This is a genomic window from Pontibacter lucknowensis (genome assembly GCF_900156415.1).
Classification (GTDB): Bacteria; Bacteroidota; Bacteroidia; order Cytophagales; family Hymenobacteraceae; genus Pontibacter; species Pontibacter lucknowensis.
The window spans coordinates 464,165-484,731 of sequence record NZ_FTNM01000001.1; the positions used below are offsets into that span (position 1 = coordinate 464,165).

Here is a 20,567-nt window from a genome sequence, read left to right on the forward strand (position 1 = left end):
CTAACTCCTTATCTCCCCAACTCCCAATCCCTTCAGCTTTCTCACTAGCGCATCTTTATTTGCCCAGAACTGGCGGCTGTACACGCGCTGGAAGGGCCAGTGTCTTTGCTGCAGTAGCCTGGGGATGTCGGCGTGGGCATGACGTACGGAAAGGTTGTTGAAGTACAGGTCATCATCGGTCAGTACGACGCTGCTATAGTTGCCTTCCTCCACGGTGGTCAGGTCAGCAAAAGGCATGGCGGCTTGCAAAGCAGGCACCAGTTGCGCCAGCTGCTCTTTTAGCATCGGTACCTGTGCCGGCATAGGCAGTACCTGCGGCTCGTACTTGAAGTAGCGACGGCTGACTTGCTGGGCATAGTGCAGGTAGTCGCGAAGCAGTTTTGGGCCCGCGTGCTGCGAATTGTCCACCAGCAACTGCTCACTCCGGATACTGCTCACCACGATCACCATTTGCCGGGCACGGGTGATCGCCACATTCAGCCGGTTTTCGCCACCGGCCTGGTTCAGGCTACCGAACTGCATTACCATACGGCCTTTGGCATCCGGTGCATACCCCACCGATAAGATCACAACCTCCTTCTCATCCCCTTGCATGTTCTCAATGTTCTTCACCGTTACAGTTGGTGGCAAGGCTATACCTTGCAACTGGGTCTTTTGCTCCAGCAAGTCCTGCACCAGCATCTGCTGATTGTAGTTGAAGGTGATCACACCTATATCATGTGCACCGTTCTGCAGCAGCTGAAGCACCTGCTCTACCACTTTCTCAGCTTCTGGCAGGTTGCTGTTTTGCTGCCACAGGCCCTGTACTTTTACAAACTGGATAGCGGGCTGACGAGCATTCACATCCTGCAACTCAGGTATAAGCTCCAGGCGGTTGCGGTAGAAGTGACGGTTCGAGAAATCGATCAGCTCGGGGAAGCGGCTGCGGTAGTGCTGGGTGAGCATGGTCTGTGGCAGGTATAGCCCACAAAGCTGCAAAAGCGACTCCGCCGTCAGCTCTTCTGGCTCTTCGTCACCATTGCCGCCCCAACGTGAGCGGTACAGGTCTGATGGTCGCAACTGCTGTTCGTCGCCAGCCACTACCACCTGCTGCCCGCGCAGCATGGCCGGTATACCTGTCTCAGCAAAGCATTGGCTGGCCTCGTCAAAGATCACCAGGTCAAAGCAGCGCTCTAGCGGAAAAACAGCCGATACCGTTTCGGGTGACGCCAGCCAGCAGGGTGCCAGATTCAGAATCTCCTCACTGAACAGTTCGAACAGTTTGCGGATCGGGTACAGGCTGCGCTTTTTGCTGACCTGTGCATGCAGCCGACGATAAGTCACAGCATTGCCCAGCCGGTTGTACTCCATGTGCCGGTAGGTCTGCTCACGTAGCCGCGACAGCACGATCTCCTGACTCAGATCCTGCTTTTGCTGCAGCAGGCTTTGCAGCTCTGTTTCTACACGGTCTAGCTCGCCACTGTCGGGCATACGAAGTTCAGGCTTCTGGCTTTCGAGCTCGTGCAGCCAAGCCAGGTACAGACTGTTCAGGAACAGTACTTCTCCGTCTTGTGCGGTGGCTATACCTTCGTGCAGCACCTGGCGGCATACCTCTCGTTCGGCTAAAGTCAGTGTACTGTTCAGCTCGTCGTAGGCTACTATTTTTTCGAAGTACTGTTGCAGGGTGTCCAGCATCAGCTTGCTGTAACCTTCCTGTTCTGTCAGATTTTCTATCTGTGTTTTAGGGAGCCATTGCTCCCACTGCCCGTAGCGCTGTTCAAACACCTGCAGTGCCTGTGCCAGGGCTTGCAAGTGCCCTGACAGGTTTGTCTCCAGCCACATCTTTTCGTGCAGCACACGCTCCCGATGCAGCTGCTTGAGCAACTGGTGTGCCTCCAGGGCCTGCTCCGCTACTTCCAGTTTTTGCAGCATCGGTGTCGGGTTGTCTTCCAGTCGCAAGGTATAGCCAATGCTCTTATTGATGGCTTTGATCAGCTCCTGTGCCTGCTCCCGCAGTTCGATACGCCGCTGCAGTTCACCTACCCCCTTAGGCGTCAGGTCAAACTTGTATTTGCCTAATGCCTGATGCAGCACTTTTTTATCCTGTGAGAAAAACCAGCCTATACCTTTCAGGAAATCTTTCTGCTGCGCTTCATAAGCTGAGATGGCCGACTTCACCAGCGTGAGTTGCTCGACAGGTATGGCTGCGTCCGGAGCGGGATACACCAGGTATAGCCCTTTAAGCTGGCGCACCAGTTTTTTCAATTCTGATGCTTTGGCCTGTTTGCGCAGAAGGGGTTGCAGCACTTCGGGCACACCTTCCTGCTCGAGCATGTGCTGCAGTTCGTCCAGGGTGTCATAGGCGCTTCGGTAGCGCTCCAGGTTGCTCAGTTCAAAGTCAGAACCGCTGAGTTGGCTTATACCTTGCCGCAGGGAGCGGTATTGCTCAGGCAGTGCCTCGATAGTGCGCTCCAGTTCCTGCCGCTGCGGCCAGCCAAAGCCCTGCATGCTGTGGCGCTCTTTCCAGATGAAGCCAGGCTGCTCCAGCACAATGCCCTGCTGCAGGCAAGCCCGCAGACGGGGCAAGAAATCATGGATGGTATCAGCTGTAAACTGCCTGAACACCTCCGGAAGCTGCACGTGAGGCTGCTGCAGGCTGCTGCGCAGGTATAGCTCCTTGGGTGACCAGCCGCAGCGGCTGCTGTCGAACAGGGCGGCACGGAAAGCCTCCAGCTTTTGCAGGCATTGGTTGATGCCACGACTCACTTCCAGGAAAGTACGGTCGGTATAGATGCTGTTGAGGGCGTGGTTCTGCTTCTTGTATTCTTCCAGCTGGTCTATCTGCAGCAGCAGTTGCTGGTAGATGCTTTTGCGGTCGGCGTTGATATCATGCACCAAAGCGGCAAACGGCCCCAGACCGGCTGATGACAGACGCTGGTGCACCACATCGAGGGCGGCACGTTTCTGACTCACCACCAGCACCCGCTTGCCCCGGGCTGTGAAGTCTGACACAAGGTTACAAATCAGCTGCGATTTGCCCGTACCCGGAGGCCCCTGCACCACCAGCGAACGCCCCAACTTCACTTGCTGCAAGGCGGCCTCCTGCGAGGCATCCATGGCAAAAGCTGTAAAGGTATGCTGCGCCTGAGTGGCTGACTGGCCTATACCTGCATCGGGTGCCGCGAACAGGTCTTCCATCTCCTGTAACCCCTCGCGCTGCAGCAGTTCGTCGTAGTCGCTTAACAGATAAGAGGCAGCCTGCGGGTATAGCCCCAGCACAGCTTCCTGCTCCAGGTATAGCTGACCGGGTTTCAGATCGGCTTCGTAGTCGGCCTTTCGGAAATCGTGGAATGGCTTGAGTTTATCAGTAAAAAACTCACGGCCTGCATGCACCGTCAGCTGGTTCTCCTTCAGTAGTTCGTATACCTGCGTGCGAAACTCCAGCGGGTGCGTGGGCAGTGTACCCAGATCAAGTTCCAGCAAAGGTTCGGCCAAAGGGGTGCCCATGTAGTGCGCGTAGGCCAGCACAAAGCTCTGGTTGAACTGTGCCGGCTGCGACGGATCAGGTACAAGCTCCCATTCCTGCCTGGCATTTACCTGCAGCTGCACCGGAAAAAAAAGCAGCGGGCAGCGTACGGTGGTGCCATCAGCGAATTTGCCATGCACAAAAGGCCAGCCCAGGTATAGCTCCCGGCTTCCACGCTCTTCTTCGATCATGTCAGTCTTGCGGCGAATGTAGCGCATGCGTTGGCTCACCGGCGTCACGGGGGCATAGCGACTGTCGGCAAAGGGGGCCAGCATGGCACTTTTACCACTGATCACCTTCTCCAGCACATGGAAAGCGGGTTTGTTGTTGATGAAATCCAGTTCGTTTATATCCAGGTGCAGCTCACGCGAAAGCCGCAGCAGCAACAGGGCTCTGTTTCCGGCACTCAGGTTGAGCAGACGATGGCGATAGCTTTTAAGAATGGATTTCATACAGTGTATTGCTCCGAAAACGGATGGAATTGCAGAATAGTCTGTAGCTATACGGCAAGTCGGCAGCATTACGGCAAGTTAGCATGAATTTAGTGGACTTGGAAGCGATTCCTGATGCCACACAAAGCGACCGACCCTCACCTGGATCATAGCCAAGGCAGCTCCTAACCTGAAAACTGCATAAACCCTACGCTGCTTAACCTATTGTGCATATTTAACCGTATGGAATAAAAATTCCGGTTAAGCTATTTTGCGCTTCTGTGATCTGCTTTCCTTATAACATTTTCACCTGAACAGCATTTGTAGTATCACGCACAAGCTGTAGCTTGCATCCGATTTGCACCAATATTTACTATGAGAAAACCCATAAATCTGCTCCTGTTGCTCGGGCTGGTCCTCACGCTGCTGTCTGCCTGCCGCAAAGAGCGGATGGAGAAAGAAGTAGCTCGTATGGACGAGTACACCACCTCCAAAAAATACCCATCCAAGTTTGCGGACGAGAGTATCCAAAAGTGGAAAGAGCAGGTGCCTGAAATACAGGAAATCAAGATCAAGTCCACGCTCGACGGTAACGAGCAGCCGGCGTTGTTCTATACCTCAGAAACAACTGGCCCTCGCCCTTTGCTGGTGATGCTGCACAGCTGGAGCAGCGAGTACCTGCAGGAAGTTAGCATTCCATTTGCGCTTTGGTCCAAGGAGTATGACTGGGCCTTTATACACCCTAACTATCGTGGCAAGTTTGACAAACCGGAAGCCATGGCCTCTGACCTGGCCATTCAGGACCTGGTAGACGCTGTAAACTACGCCAAAGCAAACGCTGAAATTGACGAATCGCGCATTTATATCCTGGGATCTTCAGGCGGCGCTATGACTGCTTTGGTAGCAGCTGGCAGACATCCTGAAATATGGGCGGGTGTGGTTGCCTGGGTTCCCGTGTTTGACCTGGTTGACTGGTATGCTTTCAGCCAAAACTACCCGCACCGTGACTACAACAGGCACGTGGTGACAGCCTGTGGCGGGGAGCCCATACCTGGCACGCCAGCCGCCGAAGAATGCAAGCGCCGCAGCCCGAGCACCTACATCCACAATGCCAAGGAGGTGCCGATCTTCCTGGCGCATGGTACAGTCGATGTTCTCGTACCACCAGACCATTCCATCAGGGCCTTTAACATACTTGCCAATCCGGCCGATACCATCTCTCAAAAGGAAATTGACTATATCCTGGAAGAGCAGGCCCTGCCCGAGGGGATGGAAGGCGCTACCACCCGCGACAAATATTTCGGAGCGAAAGACCCCAAAATTGTGTTTGTGCGGGAGTCAGCTAATGTCAGGCTAACCCTGTTTGAGGGTGTGCACGACATGGCCTATAACCCCGGTCTGCTTTGGCTGAATGAACAGCAGAAGAAGATGCCAGCCCCTCCGGCCGAGCCTGTGGCTGGTCAGTGATCATTATGTGGATAGATCGAGCCAATGTCTGACGCTTCAAAAAAAGAAGAACAAGCTAAACCTGGCCTGCCTACGCTAGAGCAGGTGTCATCGGGAGGAGTCGTGTTCCAGCACGGACCGTCAGGTATAGAAGTGGCCTTGATCTCGGTTGGCAAACCCGCCCGCTGGCAGCTGCCCAAAGGTATAGTAGACCCCGGCGAAACACCTGAAACGACTTCCGTCCGTGAGGTGCAGGAAGAAACAGGCATAACAGCCACGCTGGTTGAGAAGATCGACACAATCGAGTATTGGTATGTGGGCAACAAGGCTGGGCAGCGGGTTCGTTTTCACAAGTTTGTGCATTTCTTCCTGTTGGCTTATGAGTCTGGCGACATCGGGCAGCATGACTGGGAGGTGAACGAAGCCCGCTGGGTAGATCTGCAGGCGGCTAAAGAGTTGTTGTCTTTCAAGAGCGAGCGCCAGGCGCTGGAGAAGGCGGAGCGGATGTTGGAAAATTTTAATGGCTGACCTTTGCTATACCTACAACACCAGGTATGGACTGATCTTTTCAAACAATTCCTGCGTCACGATCTTGATCTGCCGGATATCCTCTACCTGCCTGAAAGCACCATGCTGCTCCCGGTAAGCCACAATCGCCCGCGCCACATTGGAGCTGATGTACGGGTGTGCCTTTAGCTGGTCAGCACTAACCTGATTGAGCGACAGCTGCTGCAGTGTGTTGGCTTTGGGCACGAAAGTATACTTTTGCAGGCTATCGACTGCTGTCGGCGGTAGCCCAAACACCTCCTGCACCTGCGCCATGCTGTGAAAACCTCCCAGGCCATCCCTGTACTTCACGATCCTTGCCGACAGTTTGCTACCTATGCCTTTGATCTGCTTCAGGGCTGTGGTATCAGCGGTATTAATGTTGAAAGGCGCCAGGATAAATCGCTCACGGGGACGTGGGCTACTGGCCCAGTTTGGATTGGGCGCTGTCCGTGGACTACCGGCTATACCCTGGGTGCGGCTATTCCTGTCAGGTCTGGCTTCGGGCAGTTGGATGTAAGGGTATAGCTTTTGGAAAACCGAATCGGGCAAGCCGTAAATGGTGCCAAGCTGTGCTTTGTAAGTGAAATCGCCGACCTTGTTACGGAAGTTGAGGATGCGCTTTGCCATGTAATTCGGCATACCCAGCCCCTGCCATTGCTCCTCGCTTAAATGGTTGGGGTTAAAAGGCTGCAGCGCTACCGGCACCCGGTAGATCTCCCTCCCTCCTTTCCGTTCGGGCTGTTTCGCTTCGAGTTGGGCTACCAGGCTGTCAAGCAGCTGTTTATCGGATAGGCTACTTTCAAAGGTGCCGGTTTCAGGCTTTGTAAACCATTTAAATAGCAATGGTGCTGCCGTTAGCAGCACCATTGCCCCTATCAGTACCAGAAACCCGTTTACCTCACCCTGCGAGAAGCCAAAGTTGCGTCGAATCCAGTACTTGAGTTTTCTCATCTTTAATTTATGCCCGCGGAGCCTGCCGCTCTATCTCGTCATCATTGTCGAGATATGAATCGGGCTCCGGCTTTGGAGGTGCATTCAGCACCCGGTAAAAGAAGTATGACATTAAGCCAGTTACCAGCAATATGGTACTGAGCATGACAACAAGTGCAGATGTATTCATAGTTTCCTAAATTCTTCCTTCTCTAACTCTTTTTTTGTAGGCAATGTATACCAGCAGCGCAATGCTCAGGAATACAGCTACTAACAATGTACGCGAAGCGTTCACAAAGAACAACGTATCCTGCAACTGCTGAATCACTTCCGGATCAGTCGCCTCGGCAAGCTGGCGCTTCAGGCTGGAGTTCTTGATCTTATTGATGATCGAACTATCGTCCAGTTCCCAGCCATTAGCAAAGGCTCCGGCCCAGTCACCGCCTTTTGGTGTAATAAGCGAGCCTATAAATACCCAAAGCAAGAGCAACGGCGTCACAAACTTGATTATGAACTTATAGAAGTTAGGCACTTGAATGTCGGCACCGGAGGTAATCTCACGCCAGCCCTTGTTCATACCAAACACCCACGCAAACAGAATAGATTCAAATAGCGCAAACACTACCAACGACACGGTCCCCGCCCAGTAATCATACTCGTCGAATACACCATACTTAAAGAACAGCACCGTTGGCATACCCAGCAGCAACACGATCAGACCGAATGACCAGGCAGCTGGCTTGCGTCTCCAGTTAAACTCGTCCTGCAGGAAGCCGATCCAAGGCGTGCCCATGGCAAGCGATGAGGTAATACCGGCAAAGAACAGGAGGCCGAACCACATCACACCGGCTACGGCGCCCAGCACATCGCCCCACTGGTAGAACAGGTATGGCAGCGTTCTGAAACCAAGCCCAAGACCACCCTGGCTGTTCACCAGTTCCGTCACGCCGTCAACGCCCAGGTAACCGATAGAGATCGGGATCAGGATAGCAGCACCCAGCACCACTTCCACAAATTCGTTCATCCAACCGGCAGACATCGCATTGAGGGCGATATCGTCTTTGGAGCGCACATAAGAAGCGTAGCAATGTATGGTACCCATACCTACCGACAAGGTAAAGAAGATCTGACCGGCAGCTGCCAGCCATACACTTGGCGACCATAGTTCGTCGAAGTTCGGTGTCCACAGGAAGTTAAGACCTACAGAACTATCGTTGATAGCGCCATTCTCACCTGCCGTGATAGTGAAGCCTTTATATGCCAGGAAAATACCGAACAGAATCAGCAAAGGCATACCAATCTTGGCGACACGCTCCACCCCCTTGGCAAGACCCTGAGAAAGGATCCAGGTGTTAAGCAGTAAGCAGATCACAAAGAAAACGATCGGCTCGTAAGGTATACCGAAGGTAGACTCTCCCAGGCTCACATACTCGTTGAAGAAAGCTGACACGCCGTTCTGATCAAGCCCGGCGAAGGTACCACCGATAGAGTGAAACACGTAAGAGAGCGTCCAGGACTCCAGGTAGCAGTAATATGAGGCTACCGCGATGTTTGTCCAGATACCAAATACCCCGATGTACTTCCAGAGGCGGTTGCGGTGCATGGTGTCCACAATGAAAGGTGTGGAGTGGTGACCGAACTTACCACCGAAGCGGCCCATGGACCATTCAATCCAGAGAAGCGGAATACCCATTACCAGAAAGCAGATCAGATAGGGTATGATGAAAGCTCCACCGCCGTTCTGCACCGCCTGCACTGGGAAACGGAGGAAGTTTCCCAAGCCCACCGCGTTGCCGGCCATGGCCAGAATTAGACCCACCCGGGAGCCCCATGATTCTTTGTTAGCACTCATAAAAAGAGGTAAAGGTTGGTTAGTTTAGATTAGTTGGTTTAGTGTAAAGGCACGGATAATAGGGATTTAAAGCTTACAATTTAAACAATGGTTCTGATTGAACCATATTAAATTCAATATTTTTAATACATATCAGCCTGTTCTGCGACCATGGCGATGCCCTCTTCAAAGGTATGGGGCCTGTACCCTAGTTCACGTTCGGCTTTGGTGATGATAAAACCAGTGCGCGGCGGTCGCTTGGCAGGCTGCGAAAAGGTACTGCCATCCGCTTTATCGATCAGTGATTTGTCCAGGTCGAAGTAGTCAGCTACGAGCATCGCCATGTCGTAAGGGGTATACATTTCCTTGCCTGAGATGTTGTAAACGCCTTCAGCGTCGCGCTCTACCGCAAGCCAACAGCCCATGGCCAGGTCCTCAGCCAGCGTTGGGGTACGGAACTGATCGGTCACTACTTTGATTACTTTGCCGGCTCGCAAGCTATCACGCACCCACAGCACTATGTTCGTGCGGCCGTAGTCGTGCACCACGCCATACACCAGCACGGTACGGAGTATTGCCCATTTGCATCTCGCCTTCTTCACGATCTCCTCGGCCATCAGTTTGGTCTCGCCATAAAAGCTGATCGGGTTGCCCTCAGCTTCCTCATCGTAAGGGCCGTCTTCGCCGTCAAAGATAAAGTCTGTGGATAGGTGGATCAGGTGCACGTTGTGCTTTTCGCAGGCTTCTACTACAAAAGCCACGGCGTCGCGGTTAAGCCTGAGGGCACCCTCCTGGTCAGTCTCGCACTGGTCCACATTGGTCATGGCGGCGGTATGGATCAGGTGCGTCGGTTTGAATTCAGCTACCACTCGCTCCACTTCTACCGGGTTGGTCACATCCATCGAGGCAAAGGACAGCGTCGGGAAAATCTCAGCTAATTTATTATCGCCACGGCTGGTTGCCAGCAGTTCTACATCGGTGCGAGGCAACAGTAAAGCAGCCAGTTTCTGGCCCAGCAGGCCGTTGGAGCCTGTAATCAGTATTCGTTTCATGTTTTCGGTTTCTTGGTTTAGATGAAGATTCTCAGTAGAGTTCTTCTTTGCTTGGTTGAGCATTAGCTTGTAAACTAAGTCCACTTGGGAGCAAAGTCAATCCGTTTAACTTTTGTCATCCTGAAAGGATCTTGGTAGCAAATGGCATAGACTTAACCTCCGGGGAAAGGGAGCTTGTTTTCTCAGAATAAAACATTCCTCTTGAGAGAAAATACATCAGCCCTCTCCTACTAAAGGAAACTGCCATTTGGCTTAAGATTCTACAGTTGCTGTGCGTTTTTCTATTAAATGAAAAACAGACAGTCAGCTCCAACGAAAGTTAATTTGCCTGCGGATAGGTATAGTTGTACTTGCGGGCGATCTTCTTCTTTTTCACGTCTTCCACTTTCACAGTCATTTTCACATCCGAAAGCGGACGGTTTCGGCCGTCTACAGCTTGCTCAGCTATTTTATCGATCACATCCAGGCCGTCGATCACCTGCCCAAAAATGGTATAAGCTTCATCCAGTTGCGGCGTGCCCTGGTGGTTTTCCACGATGTAGAACTGCGAACCGCTCGACTCTTTTTTAGGATTTACCTGGTCGCCCATGCGAGCAGCGGCCAGAGCCCCCCGCACGTGTTTGTACTTCGGCTTGATCTCAGCGGGAATGGTATAGCCCGGGTTGCCCATACCGTCGTTGCGCGGGTCATCGTCTTTGGTGTTCGGATCGCCCCCCTGTATCATAAAGCCGTCAATCACCCTGTGGAAGGTGGTGCCGTCGTAATAGCCCTCGCGGATAAGTTTCAGGAAGTTTTCTTTGTGCAGGGGCGTGTCGTCGTAAAGCAGCAGTTTCATTTCGCCATGTGGGGTAGCGATGGTTACCAGTTGGTCTTTGCCTTTCGGGGCTTTCTGAGCCAGCACGGCACCAGGCAACAAGGCCAGCAGGATCATGAAAGTAGCGATCTTTCTGAACAGATTCATGTTTGTGGTATAAGTTTATCGTCTAAAATTAGGTCTAAATTTCAAATTTAAGCCTTTTTGGCACCTTTTCATGCATTGCCCTCATTTTCTGCCCACTCATACGAATACTTCTATTTCAGAATAAAATCCACAACCACAGTATCATGTGAAGAGGGCCCTTTCGTATACAGGGTATAGCTTGCACTTTAAGAACTTTATGCTGTACCTGCGGAAGCAATTTAGATGTTAATTTCCTACTTCCGTCAAATAAAGTTATATTCATGCATGCTGACTAAACTTACCTACCCTTATTTAATGAAAAAAGTACTACTCATAACAGGTCTTGGCCTCGCTGCCTCAGGCAGTGCGCAGGCACAGGCTCCCTCCACCACTATCGACGAAAAAATTGAAGCAGCCGTAGCTCCTACTGCGCAGTTCATTTCTGACATCATCTTCTATGAAGTACAAGTGGCTGGCACAGGTATACCCCTTATCCTGGTATGGTTACTGGCAGGCGCGCTATTCTTTACTGTATACCTGGGCTTTGTCAACATCAGAGGCTTTAAGTATGCGCTGGACATTGTGCGCGGCAAGTATAACCAGCCCGGTGCCCCCGGAGAGGTGTCCCACTTCCAGGCGCTGACAGCTGCCGTATCTGGCACAGTAGGCCTGGGCAATATTGCGGGTGTGGCCATCGCCATATCACTCGGCGGACCAGGCGCTACTTTCTGGATGATCATGGCAGGCCTTTTCGGTATGTCCACTAAGTTTGTTTCGTGTACGCTGGGTGTGAAGTACCGCGACGTGCATGCCGACGGCACTGTTTCGGGCGGACCAATGCATTACCTGAAAAAAGGCCTGCAAGAGCGCGGCATGACGAGCCTGGGCAAATTTCTGGCTGCTTTTTTTGCAGTGATGTGCATAGGCGGCGCCCTGGGCGCAGGCAACATGTTCCAGATCAACCAGGCAACGCAGCAGTTTATATCCGTAACGGGCGGCGCAGAAGCTTCTTTCTTTGGAGGTGGTAATTCCTGGATGTTCGGTTTGATTATGGCCGTGCTGGTAGGTTTGGTGATTCTGGGAGGTATGAAGAGCATAGCCCGGGTAACCGAGAAAGTGGTTCCGTTGATGTGCGGCGTTTACATTGTGGCTGCTATTATAGTTTTGCTGGTCAACTTCACTTTAATCCCAGCGGCTTTTGTGGCTATTTTTGAAGGTGCCTTCACCACGACGGCCATTGGCGGCGGTGTGGTTGGCGTTATGATACAGGGCTTGCGTCGCGGTATTTTCTCGAACGAGGCAGGTATAGGCTCTGCTTCCATCGCGCATTCCGCCGTGAAAACCAATATGCCCGTTACCGAAGGTTTCGTCGCTTCACTGGAGCCTTTTATTGACACAGTAGTGGTCTGCACCATGACGGCCCTTGTAATAGTTGTGACGGGTGCCTATACCCAGGACACAGGCGATGGCATCGCGCTCACTTCTTCGGCTTTCGCCACCGTAATCGACTGGTTCCCGCTTATTCTGGCTGCTGCCGTTATTCTTTTTGCTTTCTCCACGATGATCACCTGGTCGTATTACGGCCTGAAGTCCTGGACCTATCTGTTTGGCCACACCAGGTCGGCTGATATTTCTTTTAAAGTATTGTTCTGCGCCTTTGTAGTACTGGGTGCACCGATTCACCTTAATAGTGTCGTAGCCTTCTCTGATGCGATGCTCTTTGCGATGAGTATTCCAAACCTGATAGGCTTGTTCATCCTGGCTCCGGTCGTGAAAAACGAGATGCAGGCTTTCCTGGCTTATGCTCGTTCCAGCAAAAAACAACCGTTTACGCCAGAGGCAGTGGAAGCGGCACATTTGAAGGCTGAAGCTGAGGTATAGTATAGATGACAGGTATAACCTGTACTCACAAAAGAAACGGGCCGCCTGCGAAAAGCAAGCGGCCCGTTCTTATTTTATTGAGGTATAGTTCTTTGCCAGGTTATTCTCCTCTTTCAGCTCTGATGTCTTTCAATATCTGATCACCACCACGGCCCAGAATCGTTTCAGCCAGTTTCACACCCAGCGACTCAGCTTCTGCCTGATCGCCCTCAAACTTATCATACAGGTGTTGCTGTCCATCCAGACTTACCAATCCGCCCTGAATGCTCACCTTGCCTTCAGCTGTTAAGGTAGCCAGTGCAAAAGAAGGTATACTGCAGCCACCCTCCATGGTGCGCAGGAAAGCGCGTTCTGCCACCAGGCAAACATGGGTTTCTGCATGGTCAAGCGCGTCCTTCAGTTGCTGCTTTAGCTCCGGATCAAGGTTGCGGGCGCACTCCACGGCCACGCTTCCCTGACCAGCAGCAGGCACAAATTCGTTTTCGGGGAAGGTATGCACGATCAGGTCGTCGTAGCCCATGCGGAACACACCGGCATAGGCCAGCATGAGTGCATCAAACTGCCCGTCCTTGAGTTTCTGCAAACGAGTCTGCAGGTTACCGCGCGACTCGGCAGTGGTCACATTAGGGTAGTACTTTCTGAGCAAAGCTTTGCGGCGCGTCGACGAAGTGCCAATTACCACCTTGCTATCGCGCTCCAGTTTGAAATCCGGGTTGAACGACAAAATCACATCGTTCACCTGCTCGCGCTCCATAAAGGCTACCAGTTCCAGATCCTCAGGTATAGACGACTGCACGTCTTTGGCACTGTGCACGGCGATCTCAATACTACCTTCGCGCAGACCTACTTCCAGTTCTTCGGTAAACACGCCTTTTGAGCCCAGCTTATCCAGCGACTTGTCAAGTATCTGATCACCTTTGGTACTGATGATCACAATCTCGGTATCGAGTCCGGCGGCCTGTAGTTTGTCAGCCACTGCGTTTGCCTGCCAGAGGGCCAGCTTGCTGCCGCGTGTACCGATCTTAATAGTTTTTATCGCTGTATTATTTTCCATGATATCTTCTTAGTTAGCGTTGCGCAGGTACTGGGCAATCTGGATAGAGCTGTCTACGAACACCATTTTCGGATTGGCATTTCGCTCTATGTGATAATGTGCCTCGTTTAGTTCCTGCGTCAGTTTATCAGCATTGTTTTGTGTTATCAGCTTCGAGAACTTCTGTACGAAATCGAGCTCGTTTGAGGGCAGATAAGCGATCAGCGAAGGATCCACGCCGTAGAGCATCACCTTGCGGAACAGGTTGAGCGCATAAAGCAGAAAGTTCTTCTGGTTCTCGCGGCCCAGCTTCTGAAACTCCTCACTGAAGTCCACTACCTTGTCGAATTTGTAACTGTAGCAGTTTCGCATCCAGTCGGTGAAGAAGGTGAAATAGTCGCTGCTGACTTGGCTGGTGAGTTTGGTAGCGGCATTTAGGCTACCTTCAGCCAATTGCGCTACCTGGTAAGCGGCCGTGTCGTCAAGACCGTGCTTCTCCTGCAGGTATGAGATGACCTCATTTTCCGTGAAAGCCCGCACCTGCACAATCTGGGTACGGGAGGTAATAGTCGCCAGGAGCTTCTCGGCTGACTGCGATACTAACAGAAAGAGCGTCTTTGCCGGCGGCTCCTCGAGCAACTTGAGCAGCGCATTGGCGGCAAAGGGGTGCATCAGTTCCGGCAGCCAGATCAGCACAATCTTGTAGTCGCCTTCAAAGGCTTTCAGCGAAACCAGTTTCACTAACTGGCGGCTTTCCTCCTTAGAGATATTGCCCTGCTTGTTCTCGGCGCCAATATGCTGCATCCACTCGTTCAGCCCCTGATAGGGATTGGCCAGCACAAACTCACGCCACTCGGTCAGGAACTTCTGGCTCAGTACATCTTTGGTCACCGACTTGGTACTGGTCACGGGCATCACGAAGTTGAAATCGGGGTGCACCAGCTTGTTCATCTTCACGCAGCTGTTGCACGTTCCACATGAATCATCGGCCTGCCGGTCTTCGCAGTTGATGTAAGTGGCATAGGCCAGCGCCATAGCCAGATTGGCACTCCCCTCCTGCCCCAGAAACAGCTGCGCATGCGCCACATGGTTTTGCCGCACCGAGTTGATGAGCAAAGCCTTCGTTTCCTGATGTCCTTTTATTTGAGAGAAATGCACGTTGTAATCGTTAATTGTTGGTTGTTGGTCGTTAATTGCTCTGCAGTGATTTGTTTTGCCTAAATGAATGATCGTCGCGTTATCAACTAACTATAACTCCCATCCACAAAAACAACAATCAGCAATTAACAACCAACAATTATACTTTCCTATCCCACACCCGGTATTCGCGGGTTTGTTCAAAGATATCCGCCATAATATCCTGTTCTATTTTGTCATAAGCCAGGTTACGACGCTCCATTACTTTCTCGGCTACTTCGTTTGCTTTGCGGAGCTGGAAGGTTTCGAAGCCGGCGGCGCCTCCCCAGGCAAAGGAAGGTATAAAGTTGCGCGGATAGCCAGCCCCAAAGATGTTAGCACTCACACCTACTACTGTACCCGTATTGAACATCGTGTTGATACCGCACTTACTGTGGTCGCCCATGATCAGACCGCAAAACTGCTGCCCCGTACTCTTGAAGCCGCCTTTGGCGTAACTCCATATCTTCACCTCAGCGTAGTTGTTCTTCAGGTTCGAGGTGTTCGTATCGGCACCCAGATTGCACCATTCGCCTAACACCGAGTTGCCCAGGTAGCCTTCATGGCCTTTATTGGTATAGCCAAAGATCACCGAAGCTGCTACTTCCCCGCCCACTTTTGAGAAAGGCCCGATGGTCACATCACCTCGCATCTTACCGCCAACATTCACGTTGCTACCTTCACAGATAGCAAACGGGCCTTTAACGATTGCGCCTTCGTGTATCTGGGCATTCTTGCCGATGTAAATAGGGCCGTTTTCCGCATTGAGTATGGCCGCACGGATTTTCACACCCTCTTCGATGAAGATATTCTCCTCACCATACACCATGGTATACTTGTCACCAACAGGCTGGCTGATGCGACCTTCCGTCAACACTTTGAAGTCGCTGCGGATCTGATTCCCGTTCTGCACAAAAATCTCCCATACTTCCCGAATGATGCTCTCCGGCATGCACTCAATCTTTTTGGAAGAGGAATGCATAACCAGTTCGGCAGCGTCGTGCAGGTCCAGGTTGTCAGCATTCAGCGCAATCAGCATACCTTCGCAGTACAATCCTTCTCCAACCTTGAGGGCTTTGACCTGTTCTATCAGCTTTTTATCCGGGCATACCGCACCATTCAAAAAGACATTATGCGTGTCATAGTGCGCCGGAAACTTATGTTGCAGGTATGTCTGCGTCAGATACGACACGGTTGCCCCCGCATAGGTCTGCCACTTCTCCGCTATGGTCATAATACCAACGCGGATCTCGGCCACTGGCCTTGTGAAAGTCAGCGGCAATAGTGACTGCCGTATAACAGGTTCATCGAAGAGAATGATATTCATAGTTACAAAAATAGAAAGTCTTCCCGAAATAGTTCAGGAAGACTCGCTTAATTAGGTATAAACTTTTCGTTAATACACGATGAGTTGAAAAGTCTTCTCCACTTGGTTGGCGGGGAAAGACTGGTTCTTGCCAAAGGTTTGTTGCCGGTAGTTATACCCGCTCCCCACAAACACATTCTCCTTCTCGTCTAACACAGCTGCCACTGTTTTCTTGATTACCATTCTGTTGGCCCGCACGGGTATGTCTTTTATCGCCATCACGAAGGTGCTGTCGAACACAGCAGTTTCTAGTGCATCAGTTGCCTCCTTGTCTTTACGGCTTATGACCAGCTGGAAAGTTATTTCTTCCTCACCGTACTGGCTGTAAGAAAAATCCTGATTGCCAAATACTTCAAAAACCACCGTTTTGTCTACCGGCTCCGGTTCAGGTACAATTTCTTCGTTTTTGTCGCAGGAGCTAAAGGCGAGGAGTGCCAATAAGCCACACAGGTAAGTAGCGCTAAATTTCATAGTCGAGGGGTTTAGTAAGCGTTTATATATAGTTTTTGCTATAACAGAAACCGGACCAACTCCTTTGTACTGGTCAAAATAAAAAAGTCTTCCCGGTTTCCCGAGAAGACTTTTAAAACGTTTTAACCAGGTGGTATGCCTGCTTATTTTTTCTTGTAACGTGTGTTGAAACGCTCCACACGACCCGCAGTATCCACGAAGATGTTTTTACCAGTGTAGAAAGGGTGTGACGCAGAAGAAACTTCCACTTTGATTACTGGATATTCTTTGCCGTCTTCCATTGTGATCTTCTCGTCAGAGTTCATTGTAGAACGCGTGATGAATTTGAAATCACTCGTCATATCCTGGAAAACCACCTCTCTGTATTCTGGGTGAATGCCTTTTTTCATTATTATAAACGTTAATTAACCTTAATTTCTGAATCGGACTGCAAATTTAATAAGTATTTTTGAAATTAAAACGCTACTAACCAAATTATTTTACTCAATTAACCTGATGTGCGGAGGCTATTGATATTTATTTAAATTTGTCTCAGCCACAGCGCTATACCTTATACCGATACCTACATGACACACCCACAGCAAAACCTGATACTCGACCAGGGGCAGATACAGCAGAAGATAACCCGCATGGCCTACGAGGTATACGAGCAGAACATTGAGGAACAGACCCTTGCGCTGGCAGGCATACACCGTAACGGCTATACCCTAGCAGGCATGCTGGCAAAGGAACTCGAGAAGATTTCGCCTATCAAGGTAACGCTATTGCAGGTCACGCTTGACAAAACAGCTCCGCTGCAAACACCCGTTGCCATCAGTCCGGAGGGAACGGCGCTTGAAAACGCCGTGGTGATTATTGTGGACGATGTGCTGAACACAGGCAAAACATTGGCCTATACCTTAAACGCCCTACTGCCGCACAATCCTAAAAAAGTGGAGATCGCGACGCTGGTGAACCGTCATCATACCTTATTCCCGGTATCTTCCACCTATACCGGTTACTCACTGGCCACCACCCTGCGGGAGCGTGTGGATGTGGTGCTCCAGGAAAATGAAATAGCAGCGTACCTGCATTAAAAACATATCGGAGCCTTTAGGGCAGAAGGTGAAAACCTTAAATTAACGCTATGCAGCTAAACAAAGAAGAGATGGGTTTCATTAACAAGTGGGCCAAGGCGAAAGAAAACGGTCAATGGCGCTACATCCTGACACGCGGGCTGCTGTGGGGTGTGTTGGTAGGAGTCTTTTCGAAACTCTTCCAGGCATGGGATGCGCTCAAAGCCTGGGACACAGCCGCACTGTCTGATGGTTTTACCTCTTCTGACTTCCTTGTCAGACTTTTTATTTACAGCGCCATTGGTGTGGGTATACACGCTTACCATTGGAACGCAAATACCAAAAGGTATAACCAGCTGAAAAGCATAGAACGCCGCTCACAAACTGTCGCTGCTTCCTCTAAAGACTGATTTTAGGCTACAAGCTAATCCTACAACATCTCGGCACGTAATACTCAACTTGGCAAAGGAGATGCATACTGTAATCCTGCCAATCCTTAAATCCTGATCGATGAAAGAACTTTGCTTCGCCACCAACAATAAAAACAAAGTAGCCGAGGTGAGCCAAATGCTCGAAGGCAAGTATAAACTGCTCACGCTCGAGGACATAGGCTGTCACGAAGAGCTGGCCGAAGACCAGGACACGCTGGAGGGCAACTCCCGCCAGAAAGCACAATACGTGTGGGAGAAGTATAAAGTCAACTGCTTTGCCGACGACACCGGATTAGAAGTAGATGCCATTTGCGGCGAGCCTGGGGTATACTCTGCCCGCTATGCTGGTCCCCAGCGCAACGACGCCGACAATATCCGCCACCTGCTCAAGAACCTGGAGGGCCACGACGTACGCCGGGCCCGCTTCCGCACCTCGATCACGCTATACCTAGATGGGCAGGAGCATCAGTTCGAAGGAATCGTGAACGGGCAGATTACCACAGAGTGGAAAGGGAATAAAGGCTTTGGCTACGACCCCGTGTTTGTACCGGAGGGTTATGACCGTACCTTCGCAGAGATGACGCCGGAAGAGAAAAATGCCATCAGTCATCGTGGCGAGGCCATCCGGAAGCTCGTGGAATTTTTGAAAGCACAATAGCGTTGGGGAGGTAAAATAATTAGCACAGGCTGTAGCCACATTGGCCTTAAAAGACTAATTTTGTAGCCTGATACCATAACTTCCAATGCAAAAGCCATTCATCGTCGGAATTACAGGAGGTAGTGCTTCAGGGAAAACCACTTTTTTGAATAGACTACTTGCTTCTTTCTCTCCTGAGAACATTTGTCTTATCTCTCAGGACAACTATTACAAAGACCGCGAGCACCAGACCCGCGACCTCAACGGGGTGGTCAACTTCGACCTCCCCTCCTGCATCGACGACGACGCTTATGCACAGGACATCCTGAAGCTAAGTCAGGGCGAGAGCGTTTTCCGCAAAGAGTATACCTACAACAACCCTAATGTAGTGCCGAAAATGCTGGAGTTCAAGCCAGCTCCGATCGTGGTAGTAGAGGGTATTTTCGTATTCTACTTCGAGGAAATCGCCAAACTGCTCGACCTGAAAGTATACATCGATGCCAAAGAGTACATCAAACTGCAGCGCCGCATCGTGCGCGACAAAGTGGAGCGCGGCTACGATCTGGACGATGTGCTGTATCGCTATACCCACCATGTGGCGCCTACTTACGAGAAGTATATCAAGCCTTACAAAAACGACGCAGACATCATCATCCCGAACAACGAGAACTTCGACCGCGGGCTGGAGGTGCTGACCACATACCTTAACTCCAGGATAAAATAATGCGACACAAGTTCGTAGTAATCGGCCTCGGTATCTTCGGTAACTCCATTGCCCGCACACTCGCTGAGCGCGGCGCGGAGGTGCTTGCCATCGACAACGACGAAGACCACGTGGAAGCCATCAAGGACGAAGTGGCCTATGCCGTAGCCCTCGACGCAACCGACATCCGTGCCCTCGAAGCGCAGAACGTGCAGGACATGGACGCCGCCATTGTAGCCATTGGTGAAGACTTCGAAGCCTTGCTGATCACGACAGCCAACTTGCAGGAGTTGAACATCAAGCGAGTAATCACCCGTGCTTCGAACAAGCAGCAGCGCCGCATTCTGGAGAAAATGGGTGTGCAGGAGATCCTGTCGCCGGAGGGAGAAGTAGGCAAAACAGTGGCCGAGCGCCTGCTGCAGCCGAACATCCGCACCTTCCTGCCGCTGCCCGACAACTATGAGATCGTGGAGATCAACACCCCGCGTGGCATTGCTAACAAAAGCCTGGCGAAGATATCGCTGCGTGAGAAGTATAACCTCAACATGATCACGATCAAGCGCTTTTTTGAGGAGATTCAGGACGGCAAACCGACACAGGTGGAGCACATTATTGGTGTTCCGAAAGCTGACACCATTATCTATCCTTCTGACATTCTGATTCTTATCGGGAAGAAGCACGATATCAAACGATTTATTGATATAAACCGCTAACAGGTTTTATTTTTCATCGAAAGCTTTTACATTTGCTTTCTATATGCCAAACGCAGCCAACATATTGCCGCACTTCCGTCATCTTTTGATGACCGTAACCCTGCTTTGGGCGCTTATGCTCAATGGGCAGGAGGTGGTGGCGTATACCTACACGGCGCAAGGCACTCCTGTCAAATCGGCTTCCCAACTGGCGACGGCCCCACAGGAAAAAACGGTTATCAAGCAAAAGGTCATGCTGGAGGGTACTACCTCCTTTGTGGTGCTCAACCTGGAGCAGGATGTGCTGGAGCCAACTCCCATCCCTGCCTTTGCTACACCTACGGATGAAGTACTGCCTGCTTATGCGGCCAGAGCACCCGGAGTTGGCTTCGTTGCCCGCTTCTTCCCTATTTCCATTCAACCCAACGCTCCTTAAGC

At 51.3% G+C, this 20,567-nt stretch carries 20 protein-coding genes; 9 read left to right on the top strand and 11 right to left on the bottom strand.

Annotated features, from left to right (window positions below):
- The gene (locus BW972_RS02000; protein ID WP_076420746.1) at positions 1-3,957 is read right to left on the bottom strand and encodes an AAA domain-containing protein; all 3,957 of its coding nucleotides are present in this window, start codon (positions 3,955-3,957) and stop codon (positions 1-3) included.
- 354 nt (positions 3,958-4,311) lie between these two features.
- Between BW972_RS02000 and BW972_RS02005 the strand changes: the two genes are divergently transcribed.
- Both BW972_RS02005 and BW972_RS02010 read left to right on the top strand, forming a co-directional pair.
- Positions 4,312-5,403: an alpha/beta hydrolase family protein gene (locus BW972_RS02005; protein ID WP_076420748.1), complete on the top strand. Its 1,092-nt coding sequence runs from the start codon at positions 4,312-4,314 to the stop codon at positions 5,401-5,403.
- Between the two features lie 24 nt (positions 5,404-5,427).
- Positions 5,428-5,910 carry an NUDIX hydrolase gene (locus BW972_RS02010; protein ID WP_234986269.1) on the top strand — a complete coding sequence of 161 codons (483 nt, stop codon included), beginning with the start codon at positions 5,428-5,430 and terminating at the stop codon, positions 5,908-5,910.
- Positions 5,911-5,922: 12 nt separating this feature from the next.
- On the opposite strand, the gene BW972_RS02015 is transcribed toward BW972_RS02010, so the two are convergent.
- From BW972_RS02015 to BW972_RS02030, 5 genes are all read right to left on the bottom strand, one after another.
- Positions 5,923-6,882 (bottom strand): ComEA family DNA-binding protein, encoded by a 960-nt coding sequence (locus BW972_RS02015; RefSeq protein WP_076420751.1) that lies wholly within the window; start codon positions 6,880-6,882, stop codon positions 5,923-5,925.
- 7 nt (positions 6,883-6,889) lie between these two features.
- Positions 6,890-7,051, bottom strand: a complete 162-nt coding sequence (locus BW972_RS19940) for a hypothetical protein (RefSeq protein ID WP_192811708.1) — start codon at positions 7,049-7,051, stop codon at positions 6,890-6,892.
- A gap of 6 nt (positions 7,052-7,057) precedes the next feature.
- Positions 7,058-8,713 (bottom strand): sodium-dependent transporter, encoded by a 1,656-nt coding sequence (locus BW972_RS02020; protein ID WP_007660080.1) that lies wholly within the window; start codon positions 8,711-8,713, stop codon positions 7,058-7,060.
- Between the two features lie 122 nt (positions 8,714-8,835).
- Positions 8,836-9,744: an SDR family oxidoreductase gene (locus BW972_RS02025; RefSeq protein WP_076421460.1), complete on the bottom strand. Its 909-nt coding sequence runs from the start codon at positions 9,742-9,744 to the stop codon at positions 8,836-8,838.
- A gap of 319 nt (positions 9,745-10,063) precedes the next feature.
- The gene (locus BW972_RS02030; protein ID WP_083674050.1) at positions 10,064-10,705 is read right to left on the bottom strand and encodes a peptidylprolyl isomerase; all 642 of its coding nucleotides are present in this window, start codon (positions 10,703-10,705) and stop codon (positions 10,064-10,066) included.
- 294 nt (positions 10,706-10,999) lie between these two features.
- Between BW972_RS02030 and BW972_RS02035 the strand changes: the two genes are divergently transcribed.
- On the top strand, positions 11,000-12,565 hold the full coding sequence (locus BW972_RS02035) for an alanine/glycine:cation symporter family protein (protein WP_083674051.1): 1,566 nt from the start codon (positions 11,000-11,002) through the stop codon (positions 12,563-12,565).
- Positions 12,566-12,665: 100 nt separating this feature from the next.
- On the opposite strand, the gene hemC is transcribed toward BW972_RS02035, so the two are convergent.
- From hemC to BW972_RS02060, 5 genes are all read right to left on the bottom strand, one after another.
- Complete coding sequence (gene hemC, locus BW972_RS02040) at positions 12,666-13,619, bottom strand: hydroxymethylbilane synthase (protein ID WP_007652109.1); 954 nt, start codon at positions 13,617-13,619, stop codon at positions 12,666-12,668.
- Between the two features lie 9 nt (positions 13,620-13,628).
- Positions 13,629-14,756 carry a DNA polymerase III subunit gene (locus tag BW972_RS02045; RefSeq protein WP_076420757.1) on the bottom strand — a complete coding sequence of 376 codons (1,128 nt, stop codon included), beginning with the start codon at positions 14,754-14,756 and terminating at the stop codon, positions 13,629-13,631.
- A 139-nt stretch (positions 14,757-14,895) separates the two neighbouring features.
- Positions 14,896-16,101, bottom strand: a complete 1,206-nt coding sequence (locus BW972_RS02050; RefSeq protein WP_007652111.1) for a GlmU family protein — start codon at positions 16,099-16,101, stop codon at positions 14,896-14,898.
- 69 nt (positions 16,102-16,170) lie between these two features.
- The gene (locus BW972_RS02055; RefSeq protein ID WP_076420759.1) at positions 16,171-16,611 is read right to left on the bottom strand and encodes a hypothetical protein; all 441 of its coding nucleotides are present in this window, start codon (positions 16,609-16,611) and stop codon (positions 16,171-16,173) included.
- Positions 16,612-16,754: 143 nt separating this feature from the next.
- Positions 16,755-17,000, bottom strand: coding sequence for a type B 50S ribosomal protein L31 (locus BW972_RS02060; protein ID WP_076420761.1), 246 nt, complete (start codon positions 16,998-17,000; stop codon positions 16,755-16,757).
- Between the two features lie 177 nt (positions 17,001-17,177).
- Here BW972_RS02060 and BW972_RS02065 point away from each other — a divergent pair, with 177 nt between their 5' ends.
- From BW972_RS02065 to BW972_RS02090, 6 genes are all read left to right on the top strand, one after another.
- A complete protein-coding gene (locus tag BW972_RS02065; protein ID WP_007652117.1) occupies positions 17,178-17,687 on the top strand; it encodes a phosphoribosyltransferase family protein in 510 nt (169 codons plus the stop codon).
- Between the two features lie 50 nt (positions 17,688-17,737).
- Positions 17,738-18,076, top strand: a complete 339-nt coding sequence (locus BW972_RS02070; RefSeq protein ID WP_007652119.1) for a hypothetical protein — start codon at positions 17,738-17,740, stop codon at positions 18,074-18,076.
- 100 nt (positions 18,077-18,176) lie between these two features.
- The gene (locus tag BW972_RS02075; RefSeq protein WP_007652121.1) at positions 18,177-18,755 is read left to right on the top strand and encodes a non-canonical purine NTP diphosphatase; all 579 of its coding nucleotides are present in this window, start codon (positions 18,177-18,179) and stop codon (positions 18,753-18,755) included.
- 85 nt (positions 18,756-18,840) lie between these two features.
- Positions 18,841-19,458, top strand: a complete 618-nt coding sequence (gene udk, locus BW972_RS02080) for a uridine kinase (protein WP_076420763.1) — start codon at positions 18,841-18,843, stop codon at positions 19,456-19,458.
- Positions 19,458-20,150: a potassium channel family protein gene (locus BW972_RS02085; RefSeq protein WP_007652125.1), complete on the top strand. Its 693-nt coding sequence runs from the start codon at positions 19,458-19,460 to the stop codon at positions 20,148-20,150. The genes udk and BW972_RS02085 overlap by 1 nt, the downstream gene beginning before the upstream one ends.
- Before the next feature lie 43 nt (positions 20,151-20,193).
- Complete coding sequence (locus BW972_RS02090; RefSeq protein ID WP_234986270.1) at positions 20,194-20,565, top strand: RNA methyltransferase; 372 nt, start codon at positions 20,194-20,196, stop codon at positions 20,563-20,565.
- The last annotated feature ends 2 nt before the right edge of the window (positions 20,566-20,567 follow it).